This is a genomic window from Burkholderia sp. Bp9099, assembly GCF_003857805.1.
Taxonomy (GTDB): domain Bacteria; phylum Pseudomonadota; class Gammaproteobacteria; order Burkholderiales; family Burkholderiaceae; genus Burkholderia.
Map to the genome: position 1 here is coordinate 207,006 of NZ_QTPU01000009.1, position 25,329 is coordinate 232,334.

General features: G+C 57.0%; 20 protein-coding genes. 3 read left to right on the plus strand and 17 right to left on the minus strand.

Translation table 11 applies throughout. From position 1 onward, the window contains the following. Nucleotides 1–8: 8 nt before the first annotated feature. A complete protein-coding gene (gene livH, locus DIE17_RS12690) occupies nt 9–935 on the minus strand; it encodes a high-affinity branched-chain amino acid ABC transporter permease LivH (RefSeq protein WP_044846846.1) in 927 nt (308 codons plus the stop codon). A 185-nt stretch (nt 936–1,120) separates the two neighbouring features. After that, nucleotides 1,121–2,239, minus strand: coding sequence for a branched-chain amino acid ABC transporter substrate-binding protein (locus DIE17_RS12695; RefSeq protein ID WP_124920912.1), 1,119 nt, complete (start codon nt 2,237–2,239; stop codon nt 1,121–1,123). Nucleotides 2,240–2,528: 289 nt separating this feature from the next. Between DIE17_RS12695 and DIE17_RS37215 the strand changes: the two genes are divergently transcribed. Together DIE17_RS37215 and DIE17_RS12700 are read left to right on the plus strand one after the other, a co-directional pair. Beyond that, nucleotides 2,529–2,771: a hypothetical protein gene (locus DIE17_RS37215; RefSeq protein ID WP_148095664.1), complete on the plus strand. Its 243-nt coding sequence runs from the start codon at nt 2,529–2,531 to the stop codon at nt 2,769–2,771. Between the two features lie 281 nt (nt 2,772–3,052). Beyond that, nucleotides 3,053–3,670, plus strand: coding sequence for a hypothetical protein (locus tag DIE17_RS12700; RefSeq protein ID WP_260439224.1), 618 nt, complete (start codon nt 3,053–3,055; stop codon nt 3,668–3,670). A 90-nt stretch (nt 3,671–3,760) separates the two neighbouring features. Here DIE17_RS12700 and DIE17_RS12705 read toward each other — a convergent pair whose 3' ends face one another. The 6 genes from DIE17_RS12705 to DIE17_RS12730 all read right to left on the minus strand — a co-directional run bounded on the left by DIE17_RS12705 (nt 3,761) and on the right by DIE17_RS12730 (nt 12,187). Continuing rightward, a complete protein-coding gene (locus DIE17_RS12705) occupies nt 3,761–3,979 on the minus strand; it encodes a hypothetical protein (protein WP_124920914.1) in 219 nt (72 codons plus the stop codon). A gap of 632 nt (nt 3,980–4,611) precedes the next feature. Next, a complete protein-coding gene (locus DIE17_RS12710) occupies nt 4,612–5,832 on the minus strand; it encodes a HEPN domain-containing protein (protein WP_124920915.1) in 1,221 nt (406 codons plus the stop codon). Between the two features lie 323 nt (nt 5,833–6,155). Next, complete coding sequence (locus DIE17_RS12715) at nt 6,156–6,953, minus strand: alpha/beta fold hydrolase (RefSeq protein ID WP_124920916.1); 798 nt, start codon at nt 6,951–6,953, stop codon at nt 6,156–6,158. A gap of 257 nt (nt 6,954–7,210) precedes the next feature. Beyond that, a complete protein-coding gene (locus DIE17_RS12720; RefSeq protein ID WP_124920917.1) occupies nt 7,211–9,220 on the minus strand; it encodes an ATP-dependent endonuclease in 2,010 nt (669 codons plus the stop codon). Between the two features lie 650 nt (nt 9,221–9,870). Continuing rightward, nucleotides 9,871–11,379, minus strand: a complete 1,509-nt coding sequence (locus DIE17_RS12725) for a caspase family protein (protein WP_124920918.1) — start codon at nt 11,377–11,379, stop codon at nt 9,871–9,873. A 10-nt stretch (nt 11,380–11,389) separates the two neighbouring features. After that, nucleotides 11,390–12,187, minus strand: coding sequence for a hypothetical protein (locus DIE17_RS12730; protein ID WP_124920919.1), 798 nt, complete (start codon nt 12,185–12,187; stop codon nt 11,390–11,392). Nucleotides 12,188–12,923: 736 nt separating this feature from the next. On the opposite strand from DIE17_RS12730, the gene DIE17_RS12735 reads away from it, so the two are divergent. Further along, the gene (locus DIE17_RS12735) at nt 12,924–13,898 is read left to right on the plus strand and encodes a helix-turn-helix transcriptional regulator (protein WP_260439225.1); all 975 of its coding nucleotides are present in this window, start codon (nt 12,924–12,926) and stop codon (nt 13,896–13,898) included. A gap of 467 nt (nt 13,899–14,365) precedes the next feature. Here DIE17_RS12735 and DIE17_RS12740 read toward each other — a convergent pair whose 3' ends face one another. From DIE17_RS12740 to DIE17_RS12790, 9 genes are all read right to left on the minus strand, one after another. Beyond that, nucleotides 14,366–14,875 carry a hypothetical protein gene (locus tag DIE17_RS12740; protein ID WP_124920921.1) on the minus strand — a complete coding sequence of 170 codons (510 nt, stop codon included), beginning with the start codon at nt 14,873–14,875 and terminating at the stop codon, nt 14,366–14,368. A 243-nt stretch (nt 14,876–15,118) separates the two neighbouring features. Next, nucleotides 15,119–15,730 carry a hypothetical protein gene (locus DIE17_RS12745; protein ID WP_124523194.1) on the minus strand — a complete coding sequence of 204 codons (612 nt, stop codon included), beginning with the start codon at nt 15,728–15,730 and terminating at the stop codon, nt 15,119–15,121. 215 nt (nt 15,731–15,945) lie between these two features. After that, nucleotides 15,946–16,266: a hypothetical protein gene (locus DIE17_RS12750; RefSeq protein WP_124920922.1), complete on the minus strand. Its 321-nt coding sequence runs from the start codon at nt 16,264–16,266 to the stop codon at nt 15,946–15,948. 542 nt (nt 16,267–16,808) lie between these two features. Further along, nucleotides 16,809–17,084: a hypothetical protein gene (locus DIE17_RS12755; RefSeq protein WP_124920923.1), complete on the minus strand. Its 276-nt coding sequence runs from the start codon at nt 17,082–17,084 to the stop codon at nt 16,809–16,811. Nucleotides 17,085–17,282: 198 nt separating this feature from the next. Then, nucleotides 17,283–17,546 carry a hypothetical protein gene (locus DIE17_RS12760; RefSeq protein ID WP_221624892.1) on the minus strand — a complete coding sequence of 88 codons (264 nt, stop codon included), beginning with the start codon at nt 17,544–17,546 and terminating at the stop codon, nt 17,283–17,285. A gap of 148 nt (nt 17,547–17,694) precedes the next feature. After that, nucleotides 17,695–18,330 (minus strand): hypothetical protein, encoded by a 636-nt coding sequence (locus DIE17_RS12765; protein ID WP_124920924.1) that lies wholly within the window; start codon nt 18,328–18,330, stop codon nt 17,695–17,697. A 7-nt stretch (nt 18,331–18,337) separates the two neighbouring features. Beyond that, nucleotides 18,338–22,651, minus strand: coding sequence for an RHS repeat-associated core domain-containing protein (locus tag DIE17_RS37925; RefSeq protein ID WP_260439226.1), 4,314 nt, complete (start codon nt 22,649–22,651; stop codon nt 18,338–18,340). Further along, nucleotides 22,648–23,106 (minus strand): DcrB-related protein, encoded by a 459-nt coding sequence (locus DIE17_RS12785; RefSeq protein WP_039323783.1) that lies wholly within the window; start codon nt 23,104–23,106, stop codon nt 22,648–22,650. The genes DIE17_RS37925 and DIE17_RS12785 overlap by 4 nt, the downstream gene beginning before the upstream one ends. Before the next feature lie 17 nt (nt 23,107–23,123). Beyond that, nucleotides 23,124–25,262 carry a type VI secretion system Vgr family protein gene (locus tag DIE17_RS12790; RefSeq protein WP_124920926.1) on the minus strand — a complete coding sequence of 713 codons (2,139 nt, stop codon included), beginning with the start codon at nt 25,260–25,262 and terminating at the stop codon, nt 23,124–23,126. Nucleotides 25,263–25,329 lie beyond the last annotated feature (67 nt).

Below are 25,329 nucleotides of genomic sequence, written 5' to 3' on the forward strand. Positions count from 1 at the left end.
CGTCTCCCTCAGACCTTTTCGATGTCCGACTTGCCGAGCAGGCCGGTCGGGCGGAAGAGCAGGATCAGCACGAGCAGGCCGAACGCGACCACGTCCTTGTACTCGGCCGGCATGTAGCCTGCGGCGAAGGTTTCGGCGAGGCCCAGCAGCACGCCGCCGAGCATCGCGCCCGGGATGCTGCCGATCCCGCCCAGCACCGCGGCGGTGAACGCCTTGATGCCCGCGACGAAGCCGATATACGGGTTCAGCTTGCCGATCGTCAGCCCGATCAGCACGCCGCCGACGGCCGCCAGCATCGCGCCGAGTACGAACGTGAACGAGATCACGCGGTTCGTGTCGATGCCGAGCAGGTTCGCCATCTTCATGTCTTCGGCGCACGCGCGGCACGCACGGCCCATCCGCGAATGCGAGATGAACAGCGTGAGCGCGATCATCAGCACGACCGTCACGCAGACGATCAGCAGACGCGCATACGGAATCGTCACGTCGTAGTCGCCGCCGAGATGGATGTCGAATGCGCCGGAGATCAGCACCGGCACGGACACGTCGCGCGCGCCCTGGCCGATCTGCACGTAGTTCTGCAGGAAGATCGACATGCCGATCGCGGAGATCAGCGGCACGAGGCGCGGGCCGCCGCGCAGCGGGCGATAGGCAACGCGCTCGACCGCGAAGCCGTACAGGCCGGTGACGAGCACCGACACGATCAGCGCGGCGCCGAGCACGAGCGGCAGCGGATAGCCGGCGGAGATGCCGATGGCGGTGAGGGTCACGAGGCCCACGTATGCGCCGATCATGTAGATCTCACCGTGGGCGAAGTTGATCATGCCGATGATGCCGTAGACCATCGAGTAGCCGATGGCGATCAACGCATAGATCGCACCCAGCGTCAGGCCGTTGACCAGCTGCTGGGCGAATTGAGGAAAGAAGTCAGTCATGTGCGGGAAGCTCCCGTTGGCGCTGCGTCGCGTGCCGTCGCCGGATCACGGCGGTCGGCCGCGCGCAACGCACGGTGTCGTCTCGGGCCGCCCGTCGGCCGCGCAATGCGGTCATGCGCGGCGCGAATGCACGCCCGCCCCGTCCGGGTCTCGGACAGGGCGGGCGCGCGGGCGGGTACGCCGGATTACTTGGCGGCGGTCTTCGTCGCGTCCTTGTGCCACGTGTAGACGACGAACTTGAACGCCTTCAGGTCGCCCTGGGCGTCATACGCGACCTTGCCGATCGGCGTGTCGAACGTCGTCTTGTGCATGTACGCGGCGACCTTGGTCGGGTCGGTCGTCTTCGCGCCGGCGATCGCGTCGGCGATGATCTTCACCGCTGCGTACGACGGCATCTGGAACGGGCCGTTCGGGTCGCGCTTCTTGTCCGCGAACGCCTTCACGAGCGCCGAGTTGGCCGGGTCGGCCGAGAAGTCGGCCGGCAGCGTGACGAGCATGCCTTCCGAAGCCGGGCCGGCGATCGCCGTCACGTCCTTGTTGCCCACGCCTTCGGGGCCCATGAACGTCGCCTTCACGCCCTGCTCGCGCGCCTGGCGCATCAGCAGGCCCATTTCCGGGTGGTAGCCGCCGAAGTAGACGAAGTCGACGCCTTGCGACTTCAGCTTCGTGATGATCGCCGAGTAGTCCGAATCGCCGGCATTGATGCCTTCGAACAGCACGACCGGGATTTTCGCGCCTTCGAGGTCCTTCTTCACCGACGACGCGATGCCCTGGCCGTACGACTGCTTGTCGTGCAGGATCGCGACCTTCTTCGGCTTCACGTTGTTGATGATGTAGTGCGCGGCGGCCGGGCCTTGCTGGTCGTCACGGCCGATCGTGCGGAAGATGAAGTGGCGCTTCTTGCCTTCCGTCAGCTGCGGCGCGGTGGCCGACGGCGTGACCATCACGATGCCTTCGTTCTCGTAGATGTCGGAGGCGGGGATCGTCGAACCCGAGCACACGTGGCCGATCACGTACTTGATCTTCTGGCTGACGATCTTGTTGGCGACGGCGACGGCCTGCTTCGGTTCGCATGCGTCGTCCATCTGCACGACTTCGAACTTGTTGCCGCCCGCGCCGCCTGCCGCGTTGATCTGTTCGATCGCGGTCAGCGCGCCGGCCTTCACCATGTCGCCGTATTGGGCGACCGAGCCGCTCATCGGACCAGCGATGGCGATCTTCACGGTTTCCGCTTGCGCGGCGGCGGCGCCGGCGGCGAACAGCACGGCGGCGACGGAAATGGACGTAAGACGGGACAGCGTCATCTGGGAGCTCCTCGATGTTGTTTAGTCATACGGGCAAAGGCGGCATGACTTGCGCAATCGAACAGCACCCGGGGCGAGGACATGGGACACGCCCGAGACACATGAAGACGGACCTGCGGATGGATGTTGCGTAGCGGGGCCCGGCTCTTGCAGTCCCCCAAGGGGGACGTCTGGTTCGGAAAGACATCGTGATGCGTCTTGCATTGCGCAAGCGTTTCGCCTGCCCCGCTTGCCAACTGCTTGTTCGGAGGGATGGTCCGACAGCCGTTGGCAAGGCAGTCGAAATTATATGGGGGTTTTTAAATCGTCTGTCAAAAATGCCGCTTCTATGAGGGAAAACACGGAGAAACTCGGCTGGGGCGAGGTGGCGATTTGGGAGCAACTCGGGCTGGTGGAGAACGTTTGCGGTGGGTGCAATTGGGTTGCGATTTTGGGTGGGTTCGTAGCGTTGTGCCTTGATGGGTGGGGATTTGCGGCGATTGGTGGTCGTGGATTGTGGGATTTTTTGTTTTTAGGGGTCGGTGTGTTTTAAATCAATCGACTGAGGATTGCGTGGGCGTGCACCAACGCGGGGCGGCGGGTTGGATCGGTTAATCCTTCTATATGCTGACGTTTACGGCCATAACGAAAGCTGGTTGTTATTTTTATGAAATAATGCGAACTCGCCTCTGCAATCCAGCCAGCCTTCCCGCGAACCGCGCCCGCCGCGCTTCGCCGTCGCTTCAGGGCCGCTTCAACGCCCGTCCGTCGCTCAGTCTCGCCAGCCAGTGATCTGCCGTTTTTTCAATGCACATCACCTGCTTCGGATCGCATATGAATCATCCCTTCCGTCTTTCTTCCGCCGCCGCGCTCGCGTGTGCGCTTTCTGTTTCTACCGTCGACGCCTCGGGCCGCGATTCGCTGGTCGATCGCTCGGGCGGTGCCAACGTGTTTCGTTTGGAACGTCGGGCCGTGGCTCGCGATGATGAGCGCTCGGCACGCGCAACCCGACGCGTAAAGTACGCTGCGCCGGCTGAACGCAGCCCGTTCGATACGCCTGATACGCGGCCGGTGCGTGTGTCAGGCGATACGCTCGAATCGCAGACTCCGGCCGTACCCGAATCCGATTTCGTATTGCCCGCGAATCGCGTTGCGCTCGGCGCGGGTGGGAGCGACAGCCTCGGGCGCGCTTTGCCCGGATATGAACAGCGTGAGCAGAACTGGAACGAATACCTGCGGGCAAATGGCTCGCGACCTGTCGGCAGCGGCGGCTCGTATGCGCCAACGCGGACTTACGATGCCGCGCGCGGGCCGCACGGTACGCCGAATCCGTTTGATCCGTCGGTGGCGCAACCGGAGACCCGGACGTTCTACGACAACGGCGCCGGTACGCATTGCACGGCTACAGGTGGTGCGGGAACGTCGCGGTCGTCGTGCTATATCGCCTGGTGATGCGTTGGGGCGGCTGATAGCGGCTACCCTGCCTTGCCCGGCGCGCTGCGCGAGGTCGCGCAGCGCGGCCGCGTCTTGCGGCGTTGCCTTTTACAGTTTCGTGATGATCAGCCTGCCAGGCTCAATATCGATTCGCGCCTTCTGGCCTGGTACGAAACACGCATCTTCGATCAGCCACATTCCACCAATCTTCATGTAGGGGTAGAACCTCTCCGGCTTGATGTCCGTTTTCGGGGTACCCCACATTTCCTGGATCGTGACGAAACGTTCCGTCTTCGGTGGTCGTGCTTTATGATTCGGCTTAGCCATGGGCAACTCCTTGAAAGTTGGCTTTGGTTAGCGGGTCGTGAGTGTTGGTAGCACTTGCGGCCCGCGCTCGTTTACTGCGGTATTTTTGTGGTCTGGATTCCTCCTTGGTTTTTGCCCCGATGAAAGCAATGTTTCGATAGGGCCTACCGGTTACGTTGTGTCCATTCGCGCGCGCGATGCACGCGCGATCATCACTGGACATTGCCTATTAGACCATCGCTAACGCCCAATATTTGCGACTTGCTCGAACGTTAGCCGTTAGGCATAGGAACGCAATTTGCCTGCGCGGGCCGCGCCATTGCATGCGCAGATGCGGAAGGAAAAGCAAACTGACGCGGACGTTGATCGACTCGGGACACGATCATTTGAAACAGTTCGAATGAATTGGTATCACTCACAACATGATCACAGTTTGATACAGAAGCGACTTCTGCTCCGTCTCCTCTGACTTCTCGACATAAAGAAATTGCTCGCCGGGAACGTTCTTTTCTACAGCCTCCACAGGCCGCAATCGACCCATTGCGGCAATTTCCCCACCACAAATTTGTTGACGGTTTTCAAGCTTCTAGCTGCCATTCGTCGGCCACCCGACAGCGCGCAGTTGATTAAGTCTAAGCGTGGACTCAGATCGGCTAGCCGTCGGCGCCGAGTAAGATGTCCCTCCACTCAGGGAATCCGTTCCGCTCGACGATTTTCCGTATCGCTCGAGCGCATATTATTATTCCTTGATCAATTGCAGCCTGCCTTCTCGCAATTTCCCCCGGATTTGAGCCAATCTTTCCCGTATGGGCAGCCCCGGAGCGCGCGTCATATATCAACTTCAATTGATCAAATACCTCACGGCGCTCCTCGGTAGTGTTGCCCAACAACCATGCGCCACGAAGTCTAAGTTGTAACGACAGTTGAATTCTATCAGGGTCTTTTGATAGCAATAAAGCCTCCAAAGCAATACCGAGATCAAGCGCACGGTCTATATGGTCTGTTTGTCGTATGGCACGATTCAGGCGCTGCACCGGTACAGTCATTGCGTGCTTGACGTGTAAGTCAAGGTTCAAATACGAAGTGAGAATACCAACGAAATCATCGATCTGCTCGGCGGACAAATTCATTTCATCCCTGACCCTTACCTGGTCAATCGGATGTGCCCATGCTCGTCCGATGTGCTCTTTCAATAGCATTCCATCCTCCGGCTCTATCCAATGACGAATCGGGGCAGGTGAACACGGGCCGCAGATGGTCAGTAGATTGCAAATATCCCGCAGTCTAACCTTGGGCTCTGGATCGACGTTCTCTGTAGGAAAGGCCGGTGCATCAAGCCATTTCGGCCTTACGCAGATTTTTCGCCAAATTGCAGTCACTGGTGCGCGGTGGTCGATTAAAACAAATGGGCTATTTCCGGTAACCAAATGCTGTAATGACCAATCGTTTCTCATCTCGAAAAATCGGATAAGGCTTTCAGACGGAACATCCCTCACTGGACTGAGCATCACCCCTTCGCATACTTCTACAACTTCGGGCACTCGAACGCCAGCAATGAGGAGAATCTCCAACGCAGGCGTGTGATCCTGAGTCAAAAATGACTCCAAGGCGTCAATGGCGCCCTCCACTCCAATTCGAACGGCGTGATCAAGAAGCGACGACGCAAATGAGTCGATGGAAACAGGTTGAGCCGATGCGCTCAGATTCAGGCACTTATCGATGAGCGCCGCGATCTCCGGATCGTCTCTAATCGCGTTAGCCAGTTGGCTATCGCCAGTAGTATGCAAACGCGGCACACTGGAAACGGGTAAAGCTACGTACGATTTTGAAGCTAGATCCGTGCTCAAAGCATCGAGAAGTCTCTGTCGATTCATCGTGCATCCCTGGCGGTATTTGACAACACGTGTTTCGATACTGAAACGACAACACCCCATCGTCACAGGCGCTCGGTGAGGCAGGCCGCGATTCCTCCGGGGATTATGCTACGCACTCGTCTGGTCGTTTCATTTGAGCGACCGTGCCCGAGCCGAAGTAGACGCTCGAACGTCCGTTCTCCGGCTGCAACGAAGGACCCTTCCTGGCCGAACGCGGCCGGCCGCCGCCCTGTGACGCACGACCGGCGCAGATCGACCCGTTGCGGACAATCCAGGCCCGTGCCCGAATATGTCCGCTTACAGCTTTCCTTCGGCCAGTCAAGTCAAATGGCGCCGCGCTTCAAGAAGCCTTCGATAACGGTTGCGAAATATGGCGGACACTCCTGCATCGGGTAATGACCGCAGTTGGGGATAACTTGCAGTTCTGCGTTCGGATGCCATGCGAGAAAAGTGCGCGCCATTGCCTCCGAATCCAGTCCGGGATCCTTATCACCGACGATGACCAAATACGGTGTTTCAAGACCCCGAACGTCATCGACGAAGTCTGCCGTGACGAGCATTTCGAGGTATCTGGCCCGGCAGGCAGGTGAGACTGTGTCGCGGCTTTGTCGGACCTTGCGTTCAGCCCACGAATCGGAAAGTCCTCCGGTGACGAAGCGAAACAACCGCCGAAGGGCATCGTCGTCTTTTATGGTGCTTGCAAAGAAAGCCAGTGCATCAGGACTCAACCGATTTCCAGCTGCGGAAACGGGACATACGGCGATCGCGCTTATGACGCGGGACGGAGCGTCCGCCGCAATACGTTGCGTGACCATTCCGGTCATCGAGTGGCCGACGATATGGAAGTGCCTCCAACCAAGTCGGTCAGCGAGCATAAGGCAATCGGCCGCAATCTCCTCGACCGTGAATTCACCGTCCAGGTAGATGGATTGCCCGTAGCCGCGCAAATCGACGAAAACGTAGGTAAACGAATGGCCATCGAGCCAAGGTATGACTGCATCGTAACTGGAATGGTCGCCGAGCCAGTCGTGCATGACCAGCACGCGAATTGGACCATTGCCATACTGCACATACCCGAGACCGGCGTCCGAGCCAGATCGGATTTCAAGAGAGGCTTTCATTTCAGGGTTCCATTTTGGTTGGAGGAACCAAAACGAAACGCCCTCCCGGCGGACCGGGAGGGCGTTTTGAAAGTGAGGCCATCCTATCAATCTCCCCAGCATGGGTCAATAGGCGAGCGCGCGACGGGCACGTGACTGGAGTACGGACATCAAGCGCCGCTCCGGCATGCGCGTTGGCCCCGGTCGAACGACCGCATCTGGCCGGCTGCCGCCCGACGCGGGGACCGTAGCCGACCCGTTCAAGTCACTCACCAACATCACGCCGCAGGCTGTTCCTTCAAAGAAATGGGACACTCGCTGCCCACGGAGCCAGCCTGACGCGTGCTCAGCACCAGATCGCCTCGTGGATCCGAGGGTCCCATGTCGTCGTTGCTGTCACCTACTTTCACGATGGAAAATTGCTTCATACCAGCATTAGTTTCATGAGAGAAACGTACAGTCCTCTTCGGCGCTCCGAAGTCGCCGAGTAACAATTCCAGTTCGGCGTGAAACCCGTTTGGAATATCTTTCACACGAGATAGCGTCGTCAGTCGCAGAAGACGTTCAACGCCACTTCTCCATATACGCATCCGCTCTTGGAAGTCACTCACGGTCCATGTCTGATGTTGCATGACCAACTTCTGGATCTCGTGGATGTAATCGGCAATGTGGTCTTTAGCCGCGGAATCGAAATCGACGCGAGTCTTCGAAGGTAAGGCGCGGATCGCGTCGAACAGTCCCCCGTATCGAGCCTGAAGGTCACTGTCATTCATCGGTTTCGACAGAGCATCCAGTTCGGCCTCGACGGCCAATTTTTTTTGCTCGTCGGAAATCGAGAATATGCTGCCTGCATATGAAGGTAGATAATTCTCAAGTGCTCCGGACAGGAGTAATTGAATATTTTTACTTCTCAATGCTGCGCCGATTTGAGTGAGACGCCCCTCTATGTCTGAGACCAGGGCGTTGCCGAGTACTGCGAGAACATTGATACGGTCACGCCCAAGAGCTGTTAGTAACGCCACCCGCGCTCTCTGCAACTTTCGGGTTTCCCAAGTGTCCCCATCGCGCAATCCATTGAGAAACGTGCGGAGATCTGCCAAAGTTTCAGGCAAATCGTTTGCAGCGAGAACGGCATTTACAGCTTCACCCAATTTTTTATCTAACTGACCGCAGTAGCTTCCAAAGTTTCCACCCAAACCAATTCGCGCTAAGAAACTAATGACCTCATTATCTCCCTTCACGCACGCTCGCAAAGTCCCCAAAAAAAGGCTATCGAGATCGTAAAGGAATGCGGCGCGCTTTCCCAATGCTATACAGAGTTCTAGGAATTTATTTACTTCCTCGCATCCGCCCGCATATATGATGCAACTCCCTGCGCCTGCAACAGAGACGCCACGTGCCTGCTGGATCGCTGTGACAATCTGAAAGTCCCAAACGCCCTCTACAAAAACCGGATTATCGGAGAAAAACAACTGCTTATGATGAACATTAATCCGCGAGACCAAAGATGACAGCCTCCCTGTCGTCTCGTCGTCACAGTTTGCAAGCGTCTTCGGAATGTCGAATTTTCTGTCAAATGAAATTACAGATTTAATATCATCGACACCCCTAAAATCAAGCATAAATGGAGAGTGCGTAATCAAGAGTATTGATTTCAAGCCAGTGCCACTGATTTCTCGTGACACAACCTTCCGGCATTCTTCAACAAAAAACGTTTGATATTGAGGGTGGAGATTTAGTTCTGGCTCGTCTATGATCAAATATTCATTTGAGTCGTTGTAGAGGTGCGTCAATAGAATGAGCAACTCCTTTATGCCATGACATTCATCCTTGTCAAGCCGATAGCTAGTTGAGGAATTCTCCATCATCGCTTTAGGAATGAGATTTCCAGAATCCCATTCTAACGAAATTGTCCTTCCGAACAGATGACTGAGTGTTGCCTCCACTTTTAATCTCAGATCCAATCGCTCTTCTAGCAAAACTAGTGCATCTAAGCCAGCACCGAAATTTTTCCCGGCATTTTTGAAATGATCAAAATAGGACTTTTGAAAACCTTGACCAAAGTTATCCCCGAGAAACCCCATTCCCGCATTCTTTTCAAATCCTTGAAGGCGCTCAGTTCCAAGTGTCCGGCAGTTTGGTAGGTGATGCCTTAGAGAGTCAGCAAATCTTGACTTTCCACTGCCGTTGGGGCCAACCAGAAAGTTAAGTCGGCCCAGCTTACTCAATTCGAACTTCTTCTTATCCCATGGGGCCGGCAAGTCGAACGACAATTGGACGTTTAGCATTTAGGACTCTAGAGTGGACTTTACGTTGATTTGCCCCCAGATTATAAAATCAAAGAAGCTTATAAAACCAGAAATGTTTGTCCAAATTCACATGGGATGCACGCCTTGCACGACGGCGGCCACGCTCTCCGGGCAAACCGCATGTATCAAGCAAGCGAAGCGTTTGCTGCGCCCTTTTACAGAGGAAACATCCGGATTCGTTAGTAAGCACAAGGGTTGCAGTTTCACTGTAGATGGCCGTAGCAATCTCACAAACGGTCACTCGCAAATCGTCACCGAGCGGCGGCTCCTGGCCGAACTCGGAAGTTCGTCGTCGGACTGTAATCTACCGCTGTCGACTCCAAGTCAAAGGTCGTGTCGCCTCTTCACAGCCATTGATCATTCATGACATGAGTGGTCCAGGATGGTTGGCAAGCGGCCGCAGGAAGTGTTTGCTCCAACACACGCCCAGCTCTCATGCCGATGGTTAGGAGATAGATCGGATATCGGACTGTCATTGTCCTAGTCCGCGTTGTAGTAGATCGACCGCATCCGAGACTAAAGGCATCGGCAGGGCATGGCGGTCTGTAGAACGATCTTCCATACGAGAACGCGGTCAGCGATTGATGGAGAGGCAGAGCGGAATGCCGAAGCCCCCGATCCATCGCCTGCTAATTGACAGCGGTCTTAGCCCGGCTAACCCACCAGTTCCGTTCGCCAGTATCCTTGGGATTGAATGGGGTGCGTAACCTTCGCGCGATCTGTTCCAAGTCTCCGGCGTCAGCAGCCGGGTTGACATTGTATGCGTGCCAGATGGCCGCAGAGACCGCCAATCCAATGTCTGGATCATTGACCAAGTCTGGCGAATTGAGTAGATCAACGCCGACCATTTCGCCGAAACGTTTGTAGTTGTACCGACCGACAACAAGGAGGCCGTATATGTTGCGGCCACGATAGCGCCAGCCATCTCCGCTTCCTGGTGGCCCGTTCCCCAAGTCGCTTCTGCCTCCGTAGATCACGTTGGCGATGGCTTCGGGCTTACCAACGAGGCTTCTTGCCATTTCGTCAGATGTCACTTGGCGAGGCCAGTCCTTACGCAAAGCTGCGGCAGAATATGTAAGCCTATCCTCCTTGGCTCTAAATCCCCCGGTCTCGTAACCGATGGCGCCTAAAAAGTAGGCAAGGCGGATCGGGGTATTAATCTCGTATTTGGCCAAGACGTCGCGGTGTTTGAGGAGCGCGTCGGCAAAATATTCTCTGCCACGGAAGAAGTGCACTAGCTTTGCACGGTCGAGGCCCTCCAGGAAAGGAGTGACTTTGTCGGGCGTTCCGACCGGCTCAGGTTTGTCCGGCACACCGTTGAACTCGCCGCTGGCGAAGCTCCAGCGGCCTGACGCAGTGAGACCGTTAACCACGAGCGGGAGTTGTTCACCGCCTGTGTCGTTGGAAACAAGCGTCTTCACGTCGTCAAAGAGCAGGACTATCGGGTCGTTCGGATGTCGCGCTATTGCTTCAATCAAGCGACCTGAGAACGGACTACTCTCCAGCGAAGCGCCTTCGTCAGCGATATCGCCAGCGCGTGTCGCATAGGCGATGAGCGTGCTGCCACGGCGGCCCATGTCGTGCAGTCCCTTTGGATCTCGTGGCGTATTAGACGGATACCATTGGCGACACGCATCGAGCACAACGATGTTGATTGGGTTGCCGGCCTCCTCCATGTCCTTCAGCAGTGGCTGCAACGGAGTGCCTTCGTTGCGAACTTGGGCGGGAGTTCGCGCCTTGGATGTGAGCGGCAGCAGATAGTTGTTGCCGAATTCATCCTGAGCAGCGTGGCCAGCATAGTAGAAAAAGCCTACCGCGTTGTCTCCAGCCGCACGCAGTCGCTTCCCGAATGCAGCGATCACGTTGGTTAAAGTGGGGCGGTCGAGATCGTAACTGTTCGGCTGCAAGGTAAAGCCCTGTCGCCTTAATTGTTCAGCCAGCTTTTGCGCGTCAGATAATGCGTTTGGCAGAGAGGGATTCGGCTTATAGTGGGTATTGCCAATAACTAATGCAATGCGGACCGGTGTTTGACCGCAGGCCGCGCAGCATGCAATTGACGTTGCAATCAACAACAATACTCGGCCGAATCGGACTCGCCAACTGTTGTTTCGCAGTGCCGGTTGTGCGACTGTGATCATTGCAGTGGCCTCAGGCACGGCGCCCTCGCTCAAACAAGGCGGCCTCTGCTTCACGACGAATGGGTAATCCCCGTTGGTCGGGGCCCGGCCAGAGGTGCTTCATTGCACGAATTCGATCGGGTACTTTATCGAATTGCTCGGCTGCCATCAATTGCTTGATCTCGTACATCTCTTTCCGAGATTTGTTGTTATGCGTCGACGGCCCTCGGTTGTAAACCAGCGAAACGAGTGCCCCGAAGCTATCGTCGGATAACATTCCGCAGTTTGGAAAAGCGTCTTCCGTCTGTTTGGTGGGGTATCGCAGGAAAGCGAGAAACTGCGTGTAGGCGTCCGACCAAGAAATCTCGACAGATTGCACACGCGGCAAAGCTGCCTTTGCGGCGGGCCCCTTGAGTGCAGCCACACTTGTCAGAAGCGCGCGGTCGTCCACGCTGAGCATCGGCCAGTCATGATCGATGATGGCTGCGTTTGCGGACTGCAGGTCGTAGCCGACTCCGATAGTCACGCCTGACTGCCCCTTTGGCCAGATCGGTCGTTGATACTTTGCTTTGTAGACCGCCTCGCTCGCGACCTCGCAGGCAACAATCAGATCGATCGACCGCTGGCTCAATAGCCGCTTAGAGGGTTTACCATGCGGTACGCCGCGAGCCCCCGTCTTATCGCGATAGATCCAACTTTGCTCAACCATTTCCGGGTCATTCTGGATTTGATGAAGCAGTGTTTCAAATCTATCGGCCTGTGCAAAGGCAGGCAAACTGTTCGCGAGTGCAGCCGAACCTAGAACCGAGAGAAACACGCGTCGTTCCATAGGAAACCTCAGGCTCCAAGCAAACGTGTGGAAAATGCAACCAACACATGTTATGTGGTTTTCTTAACAGGAAGCGCCAGAAGTTTGCCTTTGACCGCCAAAGCCCACGACCGTGCCTTGCTCGCGCTCGGGAGATTCGATGAAGCGCGACTACGTCGCCTTTATGCCCAGGCCAGACGCTGTGATAGCAGCGAGGAATCTGACCGTCACCCGTCAACCTTACAACGAGCAGCACCTTGAATTGCGCTCTCAACGGGGGGCCAGGTAGGCGATGAGCACCTCAACCTAAGGGTGATGCGGTGTCCGGAAGTACAGGGTCAACTCCATTCCGTTCCCCCGTGCATTGGGCTAGATTTCAGCAATGTTTGGATCGGATTTCATCCCCCAGATTGGGGATGAAAAAATGCAATGTCCGATTCGTCCGGCGATTCCGCTGCTTTTGTCCTGTATGCAAAAGAACGGCAGAAAAACATTGAGAATCGCCATTACGTCTGACGAGAAGCACCCCTGAAGCAACATGCTTCGAGCCGAAAGCGCTCCCGGCATATTGAACCCCGCACAAGAATGAGTAAGATGCCCGAAAGGCCGTCGACAAGAACGCATCGCGCGGGGTACCCAAATGCAACGGAACGAGTTGATTCCATCGGCATTGCTCGATGACATCTACGCTGCAGCACTGGGCGATCAGAGATGGGAAGTCGTGCTCAACGGCTTGCGATCGTCGGTAGGCGTGCGCATGGCCACGCTGCTGTCGTTCGACGATGCGGCGGGAGTGCCGGTCATCGACCGGGCTGCGGGCGACGACGAGCCGTGGGTTGCCGATTGCCGCCGCGCATACAACACCGAGTTCTATCTGTATGACCCGGTCGTACCGATCGCCGGCAACTGGCCGACTGGTCGCTGGTTCGAGGACGCCAAGCAACTGTCCCGCCCACAGCGCGACCACTGCGTGTTCTACCAGGAATTCCTGAAACCATACGGGATCGGCAGCATCGCCGGCCTGTATATCCATCGCGGTGAGCACACCGGCGCATTCCTCAGCGTACAGAGCGGCCCCGAATCGCAGGGCCTGTCGGACGCACAGCGCGTCGCGATCGAAAGCATGGGCGCACACATCAGCCGCGCGTTGCGGATCGAGGCACGCATTGGCGAACTCGAAGCACGCGTGGCCGCCGCGGAATCGGCGCTCGATGCGCTTCTGGTGCCGGTGTTCTTGCTCGGCGCGCAACGCGAACTCCGCTATACGAATCGCGCAGCCGATCAACTGATCGCGGCGGAACCTGCGCTGCGAATCGTGAACGGGCGCTTCGCGCCGGAAGGCTGCGTCGACGATGCGCAATGGCGGCGCGCGTTCGCGCGCGGTGGGCTGTTGCTGCGCCGTGCGACGGGAGAACCGCTGCCGCTCGCGCTGATACCGGTGCCCGAACAGTCACGCCTTTTGCGCGAGCGGCCGGGCGTCACGGCATTGATGACGGCAGCCGACCTGCGTTCGCCGGCGGCACGCGCGCAGCGGCTGCGCGTGTTCTACGGACTGTCGTCGGCCGAAGCCGATCTCGCGGTACTGCTGTGTTGCGACGGACGCTCGCCGCAAGAATGCGCCGAGCTGCGCGGCGTGTCGATCGGCACGATCCGCTCACAGATCAAGTCGATCTATGCGAAGACGGAAGTAACGCGCGCGGCGCAGTTGACGTCGCTGGTCATGCAGACGTGACGGAACCAGATTGATGAAATAGCCGATGTCCGAGCTGCACACTCGGAAAGTGTGTAGTGCAGCCCCAGTCTCACCATACAAATATTGTCCCTGGAAACGCACGTTTTGCGCCCCGATGCATGGTTAGTCGATTCCCTGGCTGCGTTTCGTTCTATGCGGGTGCGGTCACAACGCCCGTCTCGGGACCTGGAACGCGTTGTCGTATCCCAAGTTCACGCCGCAAATTCGAAGTGCGTTGTCTGACAGCAAGATAGTCCTTCGTCACGCCGGTGTTAAGCTGGTTTCGAATGTTGTATTCGAGATCCAGCTCATTGGCAGGCCCATGCTCACTCACCTTGCGAACGAGTGACCCATACGAACCATGCTCGAAGTGCGTCGCGTTGCCAGCCGGATCGATTGCGCTACTCCCCGACTGCCGTTTCACAATCCCCTCGAACTGCCAAACATGCCGGATCGCCACTCCTAGACTAGCGACTTTTCTCCGGAGGCTCCCAATATTTCGCCCCCTGAGAATCTGTCAATTTTTCCAAAAAATCCTCAAACGAATCCGCAACCTTCGGCCAGTCACACCGACTATCCAAAGGCAAAGCAACGCAAACCGCACCAGCAAGATCCATCAACAATAATTCTGAATCCCCGTAAAAACGAGCAAAAACAACATCACCACTCAGAAACTCTCGCGGCCTTCTTCCCCTTTGCCTCGCAGTTTCATCAATGGCCTCTTGAGGAGACAATACCTCAACGCCCCACTGCCCGTACCCATCATCTTTGAATAAATCTGCCCGCTCGGATATTTTCCAAAATTTCGCAAGCTCGGACGCGGAATCCGGAATACCCCGAATCGCCGAATCAAACGCAACCGAATCAGCGAAATCAGATCTCAGTAAAAAATGACATTCCTTTCCAAAATGAACAACCCTTCTCGCCACAGACCAATCCGCCTTCATTTTCTCGACAATAACATTCAATTTTCCCATAATTGACTGATATCCCTCCGGAATGCGCTGAGGCTGCTAGATCGGTTCATCATCTACACCTACTGCAGCAAGAGCAGTTTATCTTTCTTCCCACCTCAAAGGTCAACTCGCAAATACACTGTTCGCGGACGTGATACATCCGAAGAAAATTTTAATTCATCGAACACCCCACAAGAGTCAAGCGGAAATTCTGCGTAATTTTTATTTTTTGACACCAAGGCGATCCCAAGCAAATCGCCACCTTTAAAGATAAGCCTTCAAAATACTTCGATCAAACGACTTATTCCCGGACACATTTTTACCCAGCAAATACTCGACATCCAGTCCATCTTGACCGACACCATTCTTCTTCGCCGCGAAAACGATAGTCAAAAATGGGTACGAGTAGTAGTTCGGGTTGTCCATTACATCCTTAATCAACCCCGAATTAACCTCCACCGCATTTACCACTCTCGGCAAGTAAATACCCACCACTTTTTCACATATCCATCGACACGTCGATTCCATCTCCACCTCATTCCGCGGCAAATCAACCACCCCGCCGACACTCGGCGAAAATGATTTTACCGCTTCCATAGATGTATTCATCGCCAGAACCAACCCCGTCGGAATCTTTGACTTGTATGGAGGATTACTGCCTACATAGAAATCCTGAAGACGAGGAGAATCAGCAGCAGCAGAAAGAATATACCCGTTTGCATTTCTTAGAAACCTGAATCCGATTCGCCCACTACCCGCCCCTTCGCGGTCGACAATAATTTCACCTCTCGACACCTTGACGCCGATCTCATTTATATTTCCCTTGAGAACCTCTTGCAATCTCTTCTCAAACTTCTTTTTCAGTTCAACGTCCATCTACACACCTCAATGTTTCAACACGTGAAACGCGTACAACACGGCCGATGTGATTCGGCCAGCCTTGTCACACGGGTGTCCACGCTTGCCATCATCGAACGAAATCCCACAACCGGACAACGGAGCGCTATTGTGCGACAGCCTCATCTGCTTCTCAAAAATCGGCAATGAATGACGTCGCAATAGAAAACCCCGTCAACACTCGCAATTGAAAATCAATCCGAATCAGGATATATCTCTCGCAAACTTTCATCTCGACTAACTTGCGACCATACCGCACGACCCCACGCAACCCCACCATTTTTGAAGATGGATTTTATTTTACCCTCAAATTTTTCATTGAAATTCTCATCCGACTCGATAAAAACATCAACAATGTGATTTCCATCAGACAAAAAATCAGCAAGTCGATCAACCCGATCAACGACCTCGATAGAAAAATCATCGCCATCCCAATCTGCGATACAACGCCCCTTTTTATCCTTCACCGAAAGACGCGCACCAAATGCATTTTCGATTTTTTTCAACCAGACCAAGAAAATCAATATCTTCCAGAAGAACAACGCTCAAGCAACGACCAAGCTTAGAAATCATTTATATTTATTTGCCTAGAAATAGATGGACCATAAGCCTTGCCAATCCCACTTGCAGCACTCCCTCTTTAAATAGTGCCCCCATAATCTCATTGCCCGTCGAGCGTGTAGAGAGTCATCGCAGTTTGGTGAAGCGCGCAACCAAATGTAGTGGTCCACATACGTGGATTCACGGCATAGCGATAAAATTCGACCGCCGCACGACCCAGTCGGATCGCGTGCCATGAACCAGTAAATGGTATACACAAGCCTCGTCGCCCCGGCAATACAAGCATTGAAACCAACTTACCGAGACCACCTGATCAGCTCTCCATTTTAATCTATTTTCGCTCGCGACCGATCAACGCGAAAGAATGTCATATGACTGCTCGAACCGAATAATCAAGCAGTATTGCAAATTTCTCGATGTTAAAATTTAAGTCCTAAATTCATCATTTTCACGATAATAATTTATCTCATCAATAAACCACCTGACATTATCATTTTCATCGATCTTGTTTTTTTAAAATATGGCTCAGCTGATTCACCAACATCCAACATCTCAAGTTATACTTCTCAACTGACTTCGGCATCTCCATGCCCTCGTCGTCCACATAAATTTCATCATCATCCAGATCTTGAATGTAATCCCACGGGATGTAGAAAAACCTCGCCCGCTCTGGGTCACTCCGCCAGGAATCAACATTTGCGTAAATCCAGTCTTTTTCTGGCAACGACTGGATATTTTCGGTTAGCCCCAACAGAGAATTATAAATTCGCACGAGCCCCCCCAACCGTTACACCTCTTTTACCCACAAGCTCATATGGAATTCATTTTATTCGACTATAAATCACAAATATCAACACAAACCCCTTCAGCCAGATCGACAAAAGTCCGCGTATTCGAGAAGAGTCACACTCAAACACCACCCTTGGTTATTGGACGAATCGCCCTCCGCGCGCCCCGCTCTTAACACAACTTACAATTGCATCGGTTTATACGAAAGCATTTTCTCCACAATTTCCTCCAGCGACATATCCTCGCACTTTTTCTGAAATATATAATCCATTGCACTCGGATCAATCACATTCGCATTCAAAATTTCAATGTCATTTTCAGCCTCCTCGTCGGAGGCATAATTTGACTCTCTCATTCTTCCGACCAGTACGATCAATTCATCCCTATTCATCGCCCGACCTCTCACTAGGGGCATGCAGGATCCAGCGCGGCCATCGGCACCCATATGGATCATCGACTACCGCCCCGTTTCGCTCTTATTGCATATCTCCGGCACCCTTTTCTCGAAACTTCCCTCCAGCGGGAGCGAGGGACAAATTGCCGCACGAAAACCGCTGCTTCTTCTATTTAAGTTAACCCAACCACCGATCGCGTTAAGGCTCCGGATAAACGGGAATCTTTCTTTCGCCACGAATTTCAAAAATCTTCACATCACCGCCGCCGCCCTCCACCGATAACACTCGATCAGGAAAACGCCCCTCCGGCCATTTAACCACTATCCCGACAATACTCCCATCAGCATCATATGAATAATTCGTCTCCGTATACTCAAGATTTCGTTTTTCAAGCTGAAATACACTAGAGACCTTTCCCTTTAAATAGTTCAATCGCACAACTCGAGTCACCTGCGAATCGGGATTCTCTTTAAATGTATTTCCATATACGTACCGAGTTGCAGAATTTTCTGAATATTGATAAAAATCATCGGAACGCATCCAATCCTGGTTTCCGGGTGGACCGCCCAATTTACCATACGCAACCATATGTATTACTCGCCCTTGATCATCGTACGAATAACAATACCGTCGGGGTCCGGGCTCCGATTTGCCTTTCAACATACGGCCGGGCTTCACTCCAAGTATCTCAGTACGATAGGGCTCGAGAGAAAACGGGGCACCGACACCAGTTCCCCACCCTTCTGATTTAGTGTTCTCTTTCGCGTGCTTCAAAAACTTTGAATAAGCTCCATCACTTTCATGCAGCAGCTTAACAAGATCGTCTTTCTTCATTTCTCACCTATCTTTTCCTGGGGAAAGTCTTCCCGCTCTCAAGGTCGGTCCTTATTTTATCCAATCCAGCATGAAAATCGGGGACCGTATTTGCATTATCCAAATGATCAAAAACGTATTGTTTGTATGCGTTACTGTGAACACCTTCCCCAGCATGGGCGGTCGATAAGTCGCCGGCTAGGCGCGAGCCAGTGTCTTTAGGCAGCCAAGCACCATTTTCACCCGCATTGATTGGTATCCCGAGATTATCCATCTTGGTTCGCAACGCCACCATTCTCGGATCAGTCGAATTCGACATTACGATATGGTGCGCCCGGTAGTCAGCGCTAGGTCTGTTTCCAAGATTTTGTGCAAGTTCCTTCGCGTCACTGGAGCACGATAGCCCCCAGGGGTCAATCCAGGTTATAGGGTTGGGGGCGTATTGGTAAAGGTTAACCCCTCCTACCACCCCAATCGGATCCGGATTAATGAATCGCCCGATGTCCGGATCGTAGAACCGGAAAGTGTTGTAGTGCAACCCGGTCTCGCGATCCAGATACTGCCCCTGGAAGCGCAGGTTCTGTGGTCGCGGTACGTGTGTCGGCGTCGGCGCGACCACAGACACTTCGCCCCACGTGGCAGTCGGCCGCTGCGGCACCCGCGCAATCCACTCCTCCTGCACCGCATTGCCCCACACCTTGTAGCGTGCCTGCCAGACCAGCTCGCCATCCGCGTCAGTCAGTTCCTCCGGCAGCCCCGAAACGTCGTTGTGGAAGTAGTAGACGGCATCCCGTGCATCCGCATCATTAGCCGCCGCCTTCCCTTGATCAATCCGAGCCAGCGGCACATAACTATTGGACTCGTACAAATAAGTCAGCGCTTCCTCACCGCGACGATCGTGATACGTCTCCTGCACCAACCGCATGCCATCCCACAGGAAATCCGTACTCGCGTAACTGCCGTTGAGCTTCCGTATCCGCCGCCCGAACGCGTCGTATTCGAAGTGCGTCGTCGCGATGCCGAGCCGGTCCTTCGTCACGACCGACTTCAACTGGTTCCAATCGTCGTATTCGAGAATCAGCTCTTTGGCCGGCCCGTGCCCGCTCAGCTTGCGAACCAACCGCCCATACGAGTCGTACTCGAAGCGCTTGTCCTCGAACATCTTGAGCCGGTTGTGCTCGACAAAGCCGCCCGGGTGATCGCTCGACACCAGGTTAGCCGCCGCATCCCAGCGAAACACTTCCGACGGCAATCCCGGCCCCACGGCCTGCTCGATACGCCCCGTCGGGTCATACCGATAGCTCGTGGTGCCGTAGCGCTGATCGCGCTTCTGAATCACGTCGCCCGCTGCATCGTATTGCCACTGCTTCGCAAGCAACTCGCCGCCCACCGTACCTCGCTGCGCAGTTTGTCGCGCACGGCGTCCCACCGCGTCATACCCGAAGTGGCTCGTAAGCTTGCCCTGCGTCCGAAGCACCTCGCGATGCAGATCGTCCCGTTCGATATCCGCCACTGCAGCACCATCGAAACGAATCTGGTGCACATGCCCCGACCCGTAATGCAGCCAATCGATCGTTCGTTCGCCGGAAATCGTCGTGCTGACGCGATTGCCAAGCTCATCGTAAGTGTGCGCGAGCCAGCCAGTCGGCGTGTATTCCTCGACGACCTCACCGCGCGCGTCGTATTTCAGGCTGACCCGATTCTTCAGCGACGGCCCACGCGCGGCAATCGCGTACAACTCGGCCGACGTAATTCGCCCGGCCTTGTCATACAGGTATTCACAACGCTCGTGCGGAGCTTGCTTCGCCGTCAACTGCCCGATCGCATCGCGCTCGTATCGCGTCTCGATCTGTCCATCGCGGACAATCGTGCCCTGGCCGCACACGTCGTACTCGTAGGTACGCTTGTGGCCATCGAGCCCGATCTGCGCGGAAACCAGATCGCGCCGGTCATACTGGAAACGGTATGTCTCGCGATTTTCGTTGGTGAGGCTAGCAAGCCTGAAAGCATCGTCGTAACCGAACCGCACCACGCGATCCGCCGCATCCGTGCGCGACAACAGCAACCCACGCGGATCGAGTTCATACCGCGTACTACGCCCATTCGCATCAACGACCTCGACGAGCCGCCCGGCCGCATCGTATCGAAACGTCTGACGCGCACCGTCAGCCGTCCCGATCCCGGTAACGCGCCCCATCGCATCCGTTTCATACACGGTGGCCTGCCCGGCCGCATCCGTCACCCGCGCGAGCGCACCACGTGCGTCATACGCGAACCGCGTGACCTTTCCGGAACAATCGGTATAAGACGTCAATTGCGCCCGACCATTCCATTCGAGGAACTTGTACCCGCCACGCGCATCGCGAATCGTATGAACGAGCCCGCGATCGTCCCGGTAATACTCGGTCGCGAAACCTGCAGGGTCGCGCGTCATCGTCAGGTTGCCGCGATCGTCGTAGCGATAGATCCAGCGCGCATTGGCCGGATCGGTTTCAGCGACGGGCAGATCGTAGTGCCCGTTCCACTCGGTCCGCTCGACCTGGCCGAGCGCATCGATACGCTGCGTCTGCCGGCCGCGCTCGTCATATTCGAAGCGCGTCGTGTTTCCGGCCGGATCGGTCGTGCTGACCAATTGCCGCATCGCGTTCCACTCGAGCCGCCACACATGGCCTTCGGCGTCGGTATGGCTCGTCGGCTGCCGATCCTCGTTCCACGTCCATTGCGTGACGCGCCCGATCTGGTCGGTGATCGTCACCGAACGCTGAACGAGATCCGCATCGAACGTGTACGCTTCGCCGTCGTCGGTCCAGTGGCGCACGACACGCGCGTCGCGGCCGACGCCCTGCCACCCATAAAAGCACGTCAAGCCGCCGCGCAACGTGTGCTGCACCATCAGTCCGCGCTCGTACGCGAACCGTCGCCCGACGTGACCGCTGCGATCGGTCACGGCCACCAGCTCGCCGGCATCGTTGTACGTGTAACACACGAGCGTATCGGGATGTTCGCCGTCCACACCACGCGTCAGCTCGATCGCGGCGATGCGTCGGGGGTGCGACGAATCGTAGACAAGCGTCAACACACGACCGGCGCTATCACGCAGCAGCCCGGGCCGCACGACGTCATCGGCCGCTTTCTGCTCGACCTCGATCCAGTTGCCGTTGCGATCCTCGATACGCCACAGCTTGAGCGTCTCGCTGTCGGCGTCGCTGCGCGCACGACCGAAATCGCGATACAGACCGTCGACCGTTTCAACCACATAGTGACCGCCGGCAGTACAGATCAGATAGATGCCTTCAGGCACGCTGAAATGACTCTCACCCGGCGGCACGGCCGGAAATTCGATATCGCGCCCCTGCTCGTCCCAATACGTGATCGACGTGACCTCGCCGTGCTCGCGCGCAATCCGCAGCTCGACGCTGATCGGCACGCTCCAGCCGGTGCCGAACAGGCTGTCCGCACGATCGTCATGGCTGCTGTAAAAACGCCGCCACACGATCGGCAGCGGCCCGGGCAATGCGAAGTCGGTGTCGTCCGTGCCGTCGAGAACCTTGCCGCCGGTGATGACGTTGACCGGATGCCCGGCCGAAGGTCTCGCCAGACTGCCGAGCCACGTCCCGAACGCGCTCGCCGCGAAATTCATCGCGATACACGGCACCTTGCTCTTCAGGAACTGCCCCCAGCTCATCTTGCCGCGGCCGCAAACCGCCAGCGCAATCCCCAGCGCGGCGCCGAGCCAGCCGAGCCGCGTCGCCGACTTGACGTCCCGCACGCGCTGCGTGCCGCCGCCGATGAAAACGTTATCGGAGCCTTCGGCGATCGTCCCGTCGCAAGTCGTCTTGTCGCCGACGCGCGCGGCCGGCTGATCGTTGATATAAACGCTCCCCGACCCATCGGCAATCATCTGCGGCCCAGGATGATCCGTGCACGCGACGGTATCGAGATCCCCCGGCTGCGCGGCCCGCGCCGCCGGCTTGTCGTTGACGTACACGTTGCCGGAGCCGCTCGCGATCTTGCCCTTGATCTCGGGCGGCGCGATCGAATCGGCCAGCGCCTTCGCGCCGTCGTCGATGGCTTCGTTCATGCCGCTCGCTTCCATCAGCGCGCCGGATCCCACCGCGACGCCCACGCCGATCGCAATCACGAGCGGCGTCGCCAACCCGGCCGTGCCGATTTCGAGCGCGGCGAGGCCGACGAACACCAGCCCCTCCATCGCCTCGGCCACCAACGCGCCGACGACGGCACCGCCGATGACCGACCCGACCGTGCCGGCAAGTTCGCCCCAGAACGACGTGTGCTGGATCGGGTCTTCGAAGCGGGCGGCGGCGAAGTGTTCCGCGCTCACGACGCGTCACCCGGCCCGAGCAGGGTCGGCCGAGCCGCGCGCGGCTGGAAACTGGCAAGCATGCGGTCGGCGATCGCCTGCTGTTCGTCGGTCAGCGGCGCCGCGCTGGTCAGCGTCATCACGAGCACGCGGCCGGCGTCGTCCGATGGGAACATGGTCTGCATCTGATGCCAGAGCCGGCCGTCCCGTTCGTGCGTGGAATCGATCTGGATGCCCGCGCGCCCGCCGACCACGATCGGCCGGCGCGCCTTCTCGGTGAGCATCCGCGCATCGCGCGACGCCACTTCCCATTCGCGCGCGACGAATGCGTCGAGATTCTCGCCGTCGCGAAACCGCCCGCGGGCGATCACGAGGTTGAGGCCGCCGGGGCCGACGTTCATCATCAGGATGTTGACGGTGCGGTCGAGCGCCGCGTCCGGCAGTTCGAAGGTGCCTTCGTGGATTGCGTAGTGCATGGCTGGTGTTGTTCGAGTTATTTGTTGAGGTCGATGCGCTTGCCGTTGACCATCACGCCGTCGTCGGTCATCAGGATCACGGAACCCTTGTGTTCGAGGCGGATGCCTTCCGGCGCGAGCGAGATCGAGCTGTCCTGCACCTTCAGCAGGATGCCGCGCTCGGCCACGTACATCTGCGTGCCGCCGCCGCCGTCCTTGGCCGGCGTCGTCACCTCGACGGTGGTCGCGGTCGTGCTGCGCTTCTCGGCGATCGTCTCGGTCAGGTTGCCCTGCGGAATCTGCTTCTCTTCGCTACCCGTCGCCACCAGCACGGTACGCATCGGGCCCAGCACCTTGTGCGTCTCGTTGTTCTCGACGACGGTGTTCATGTCCTTCTGCGCGTGCATGAAGAACTCCTGCATGCCGTTCGTATCGGTCATGCGGATTTCGTTCGACCCCTGCCCCTTGTGCGTCTGGCTCTTGATCCCCATCGTCTGGCCAGCCGCGCCGTGGTACGGATTCCCTTGCTCGCCGTTGAACACGCGACCGACGATCACCGGGTTGTCGGGATCGCCCTGGTTGAACGCGACCAGCACTTCCTGCTTGATCCGCGGAATCGCGGCCGCGCCCCAGCCGTCGCCGGCCCACGGTTGCGACACGCGCACCCACATCGAATCGGAGCCGTCCTTCTTGCCGCGCCGGTCCCACGGAAAGTGCACTTTCACGGCGCTGCCGTTGGTATAGATCTCCTCGCCCTTCGGCCCGACGACGATCGCCGACTGCGTGCCGTGAATCACCGGCTTCGGCGTCGCGCGCGGCGCACGGTACGGAATCTTCTTCGGCAGCAGCGCGAACGAATTGCGGTACGGCAGCTTCGCGCTGTGCTGCGTGTAATCGTTCACCGCTTCGTGCCGCACATGCAGGATCACGTATTCCTGGTTGTTCTCGAGGACGGGATGATTCGCCACCGTGACGGCGCCGGCCGTCGTCATGCGCCACGCATAGCCGCCGCCGGTATAGCGATGGGCCTGCGCCTCTTCGGCCTCCATCGCGAAACGCGCATAGCGGTTGCCGTCGTCGCCATGGTCGTACAGCGACTGGTGCTCGAACCGCTCGGTCGCGTCGAGCCGCGCATGCTTGAGGTTCTGCGGCTCGGCCTCGACCAGCATCAGCGGCGACGACGGATTCTGGTAATTGAAGTCGCGAAACGTGACCTTGCCGACCCCGAAGCGCCGGCCCTCGTGCAACTGGTCGATACCGCTGTCCTCACTCGCCTCGGTCGCGGCGAACGGCACGGTGGCCAGCCCGTCGATCGGACGGAACAGCAGGTTCGTGTCGCCGATCACGAGGAAATGCTTGTCCTTCTCGTAGCGGTGCGTCCAGACCAGCCCCTCCTGCTCCATCAGCCGCGCGCAAAAGTTGTAGTAAGTCTCCTGATACATCACGACGTACTCGAGCGGCTTCTGGCTCGTCCGGATATCGAACACGAAATCGGAAAACCCGTGCTCCTGGAAAATCTCGGTGAGGATGTCCTGCGCGGTCTTGTTCTGGAAGATCCGGCAGTCGGTGGAGCGCGTCAGGAACCAGAACCACGGCACGGCCGTCAGGTGATACTGCGTGACGTTCCCGGGATTGCCGGCGCGGTCGAACGATGCGACGTAGCCGTCGAAGTAGCGGTCGGTATCGCCAGTGCCGGTTGCGACGAAGCGTTCGAGCGTCGACAGGCGCGCCTGCTGGTCGAAGCGGATCTTGACCTGCTGGCCGATCAGGTCGTCCGGGCGAAGGTCGTGGCGATGCGACAGCAGGTCGAGGTGAATCTCCGGCAACCGATTCACGTACTCGTCGACGACGGCCGCGCTGACCAGCAGCACGTCCGGGCCGAGCGGCGTATCGAGCGTCACGTAGCGATTGAGCTGGGTCAGGCGCGCGGGGTTGGCGGCGCCGTTGATCGCCTCGGCAATCGCGCCGGGCGTCTTGTCCATCAGCGAGAAACCGGTTTGCGCGAGCTGCATCGCACGCTGGACGGTGTCGACGTGCCCGGCCAGGCCGGCGAGCGGGCCGACGCTTCCGGCAACACTCGACGCGATCGGACCTGCGAGGCCGCCGAGCGCGCTCAGGGAGCCGAGCGCACTGCCGCCCAAACCGTTGGGAATACCCCCGTTCGGAGCGAAACTCATTCTTGTTCCTTGCTTGTGTTCTCAGGTTCTGTCGGCCGGTTCGCCGGGCCGAAGCCTCGATAATGTA

Excerpts from the sequence above, each read along its gene's own strand:
- DIE17_RS12725 (WP_124920918.1), bottom strand. The coding sequence starts at position 11,379 with ATGATCACAGTCGCACAACCGGCACTGCGAAACAACAGTTGGCGAGTC.
- DIE17_RS12700 (WP_260439224.1), top strand. The coding sequence starts at position 3,053 with ATGAATCATCCCTTCCGTCTTTCTTCCGCCGCCGCGCTCGCGTGTGCG.
- DIE17_RS12745 (WP_124523194.1), bottom strand. The coding sequence starts at position 15,730 with ATGGACGTTGAACTGAAAAAGAAGTTTGAGAAGAGATTGCAAGAGGTT.
- DIE17_RS12695 (WP_124920912.1), bottom strand. The coding sequence starts at position 2,239 with ATGACGCTGTCCCGTCTTACGTCCATTTCCGTCGCCGCCGTGCTGTTC.
- DIE17_RS12720 (WP_124920917.1), bottom strand. The coding sequence starts at position 9,220 with ATGCTAAACGTCCAATTGTCGTTCGACTTGCCGGCCCCATGGGATAAG.
- DIE17_RS12790 (WP_124920926.1), bottom strand. The coding sequence starts at position 25,262 with ATGAGTTTCGCTCCGAACGGGGGTATTCCCAACGGTTTGGGCGGCAGT.
- DIE17_RS12765 (WP_124920924.1), bottom strand. The coding sequence starts at position 18,330 with ATGAAGAAAGACGATCTTGTTAAGCTGCTGCATGAAAGTGATGGAGCT.
- DIE17_RS12710 (WP_124920915.1), bottom strand. The coding sequence starts at position 5,832 with ATGAATCGACAGAGACTTCTCGATGCTTTGAGCACGGATCTAGCTTCA.
- DIE17_RS12705 (WP_124920914.1), bottom strand. The coding sequence starts at position 3,979 with ATGGCTAAGCCGAATCATAAAGCACGACCACCGAAGACGGAACGTTTC.
- DIE17_RS12785 (WP_039323783.1), bottom strand. The coding sequence starts at position 23,106 with ATGCACTACGCAATCCACGAAGGCACCTTCGAACTGCCGGACGCGGCG.
- DIE17_RS12735 (WP_260439225.1), top strand. The coding sequence starts at position 12,924 with ATGGCCACGCTGCTGTCGTTCGACGATGCGGCGGGAGTGCCGGTCATC.
- DIE17_RS37215 (WP_148095664.1), top strand. The coding sequence starts at position 2,529 with ATGGGGGTTTTTAAATCGTCTGTCAAAAATGCCGCTTCTATGAGGGAA.
- DIE17_RS12730 (WP_124920919.1), bottom strand. The coding sequence starts at position 12,187 with ATGGAACGACGCGTGTTTCTCTCGGTTCTAGGTTCGGCTGCACTCGCG.
- DIE17_RS12760 (WP_221624892.1), bottom strand. The coding sequence starts at position 17,546 with ATGGGTGCCGATGGCCGCGCTGGATCCTGCATGCCCCTAGTGAGAGGT.
- DIE17_RS12715 (WP_124920916.1), bottom strand. The coding sequence starts at position 6,953 with ATGAAAGCCTCTCTTGAAATCCGATCTGGCTCGGACGCCGGTCTCGGG.
- livH (WP_044846846.1), bottom strand. The coding sequence starts at position 935 with ATGACTGACTTCTTTCCTCAATTCGCCCAGCAGCTGGTCAACGGCCTG.
- DIE17_RS12740 (WP_124920921.1), bottom strand. The coding sequence starts at position 14,875 with ATGGGAAAATTGAATGTTATTGTCGAGAAAATGAAGGCGGATTGGTCT.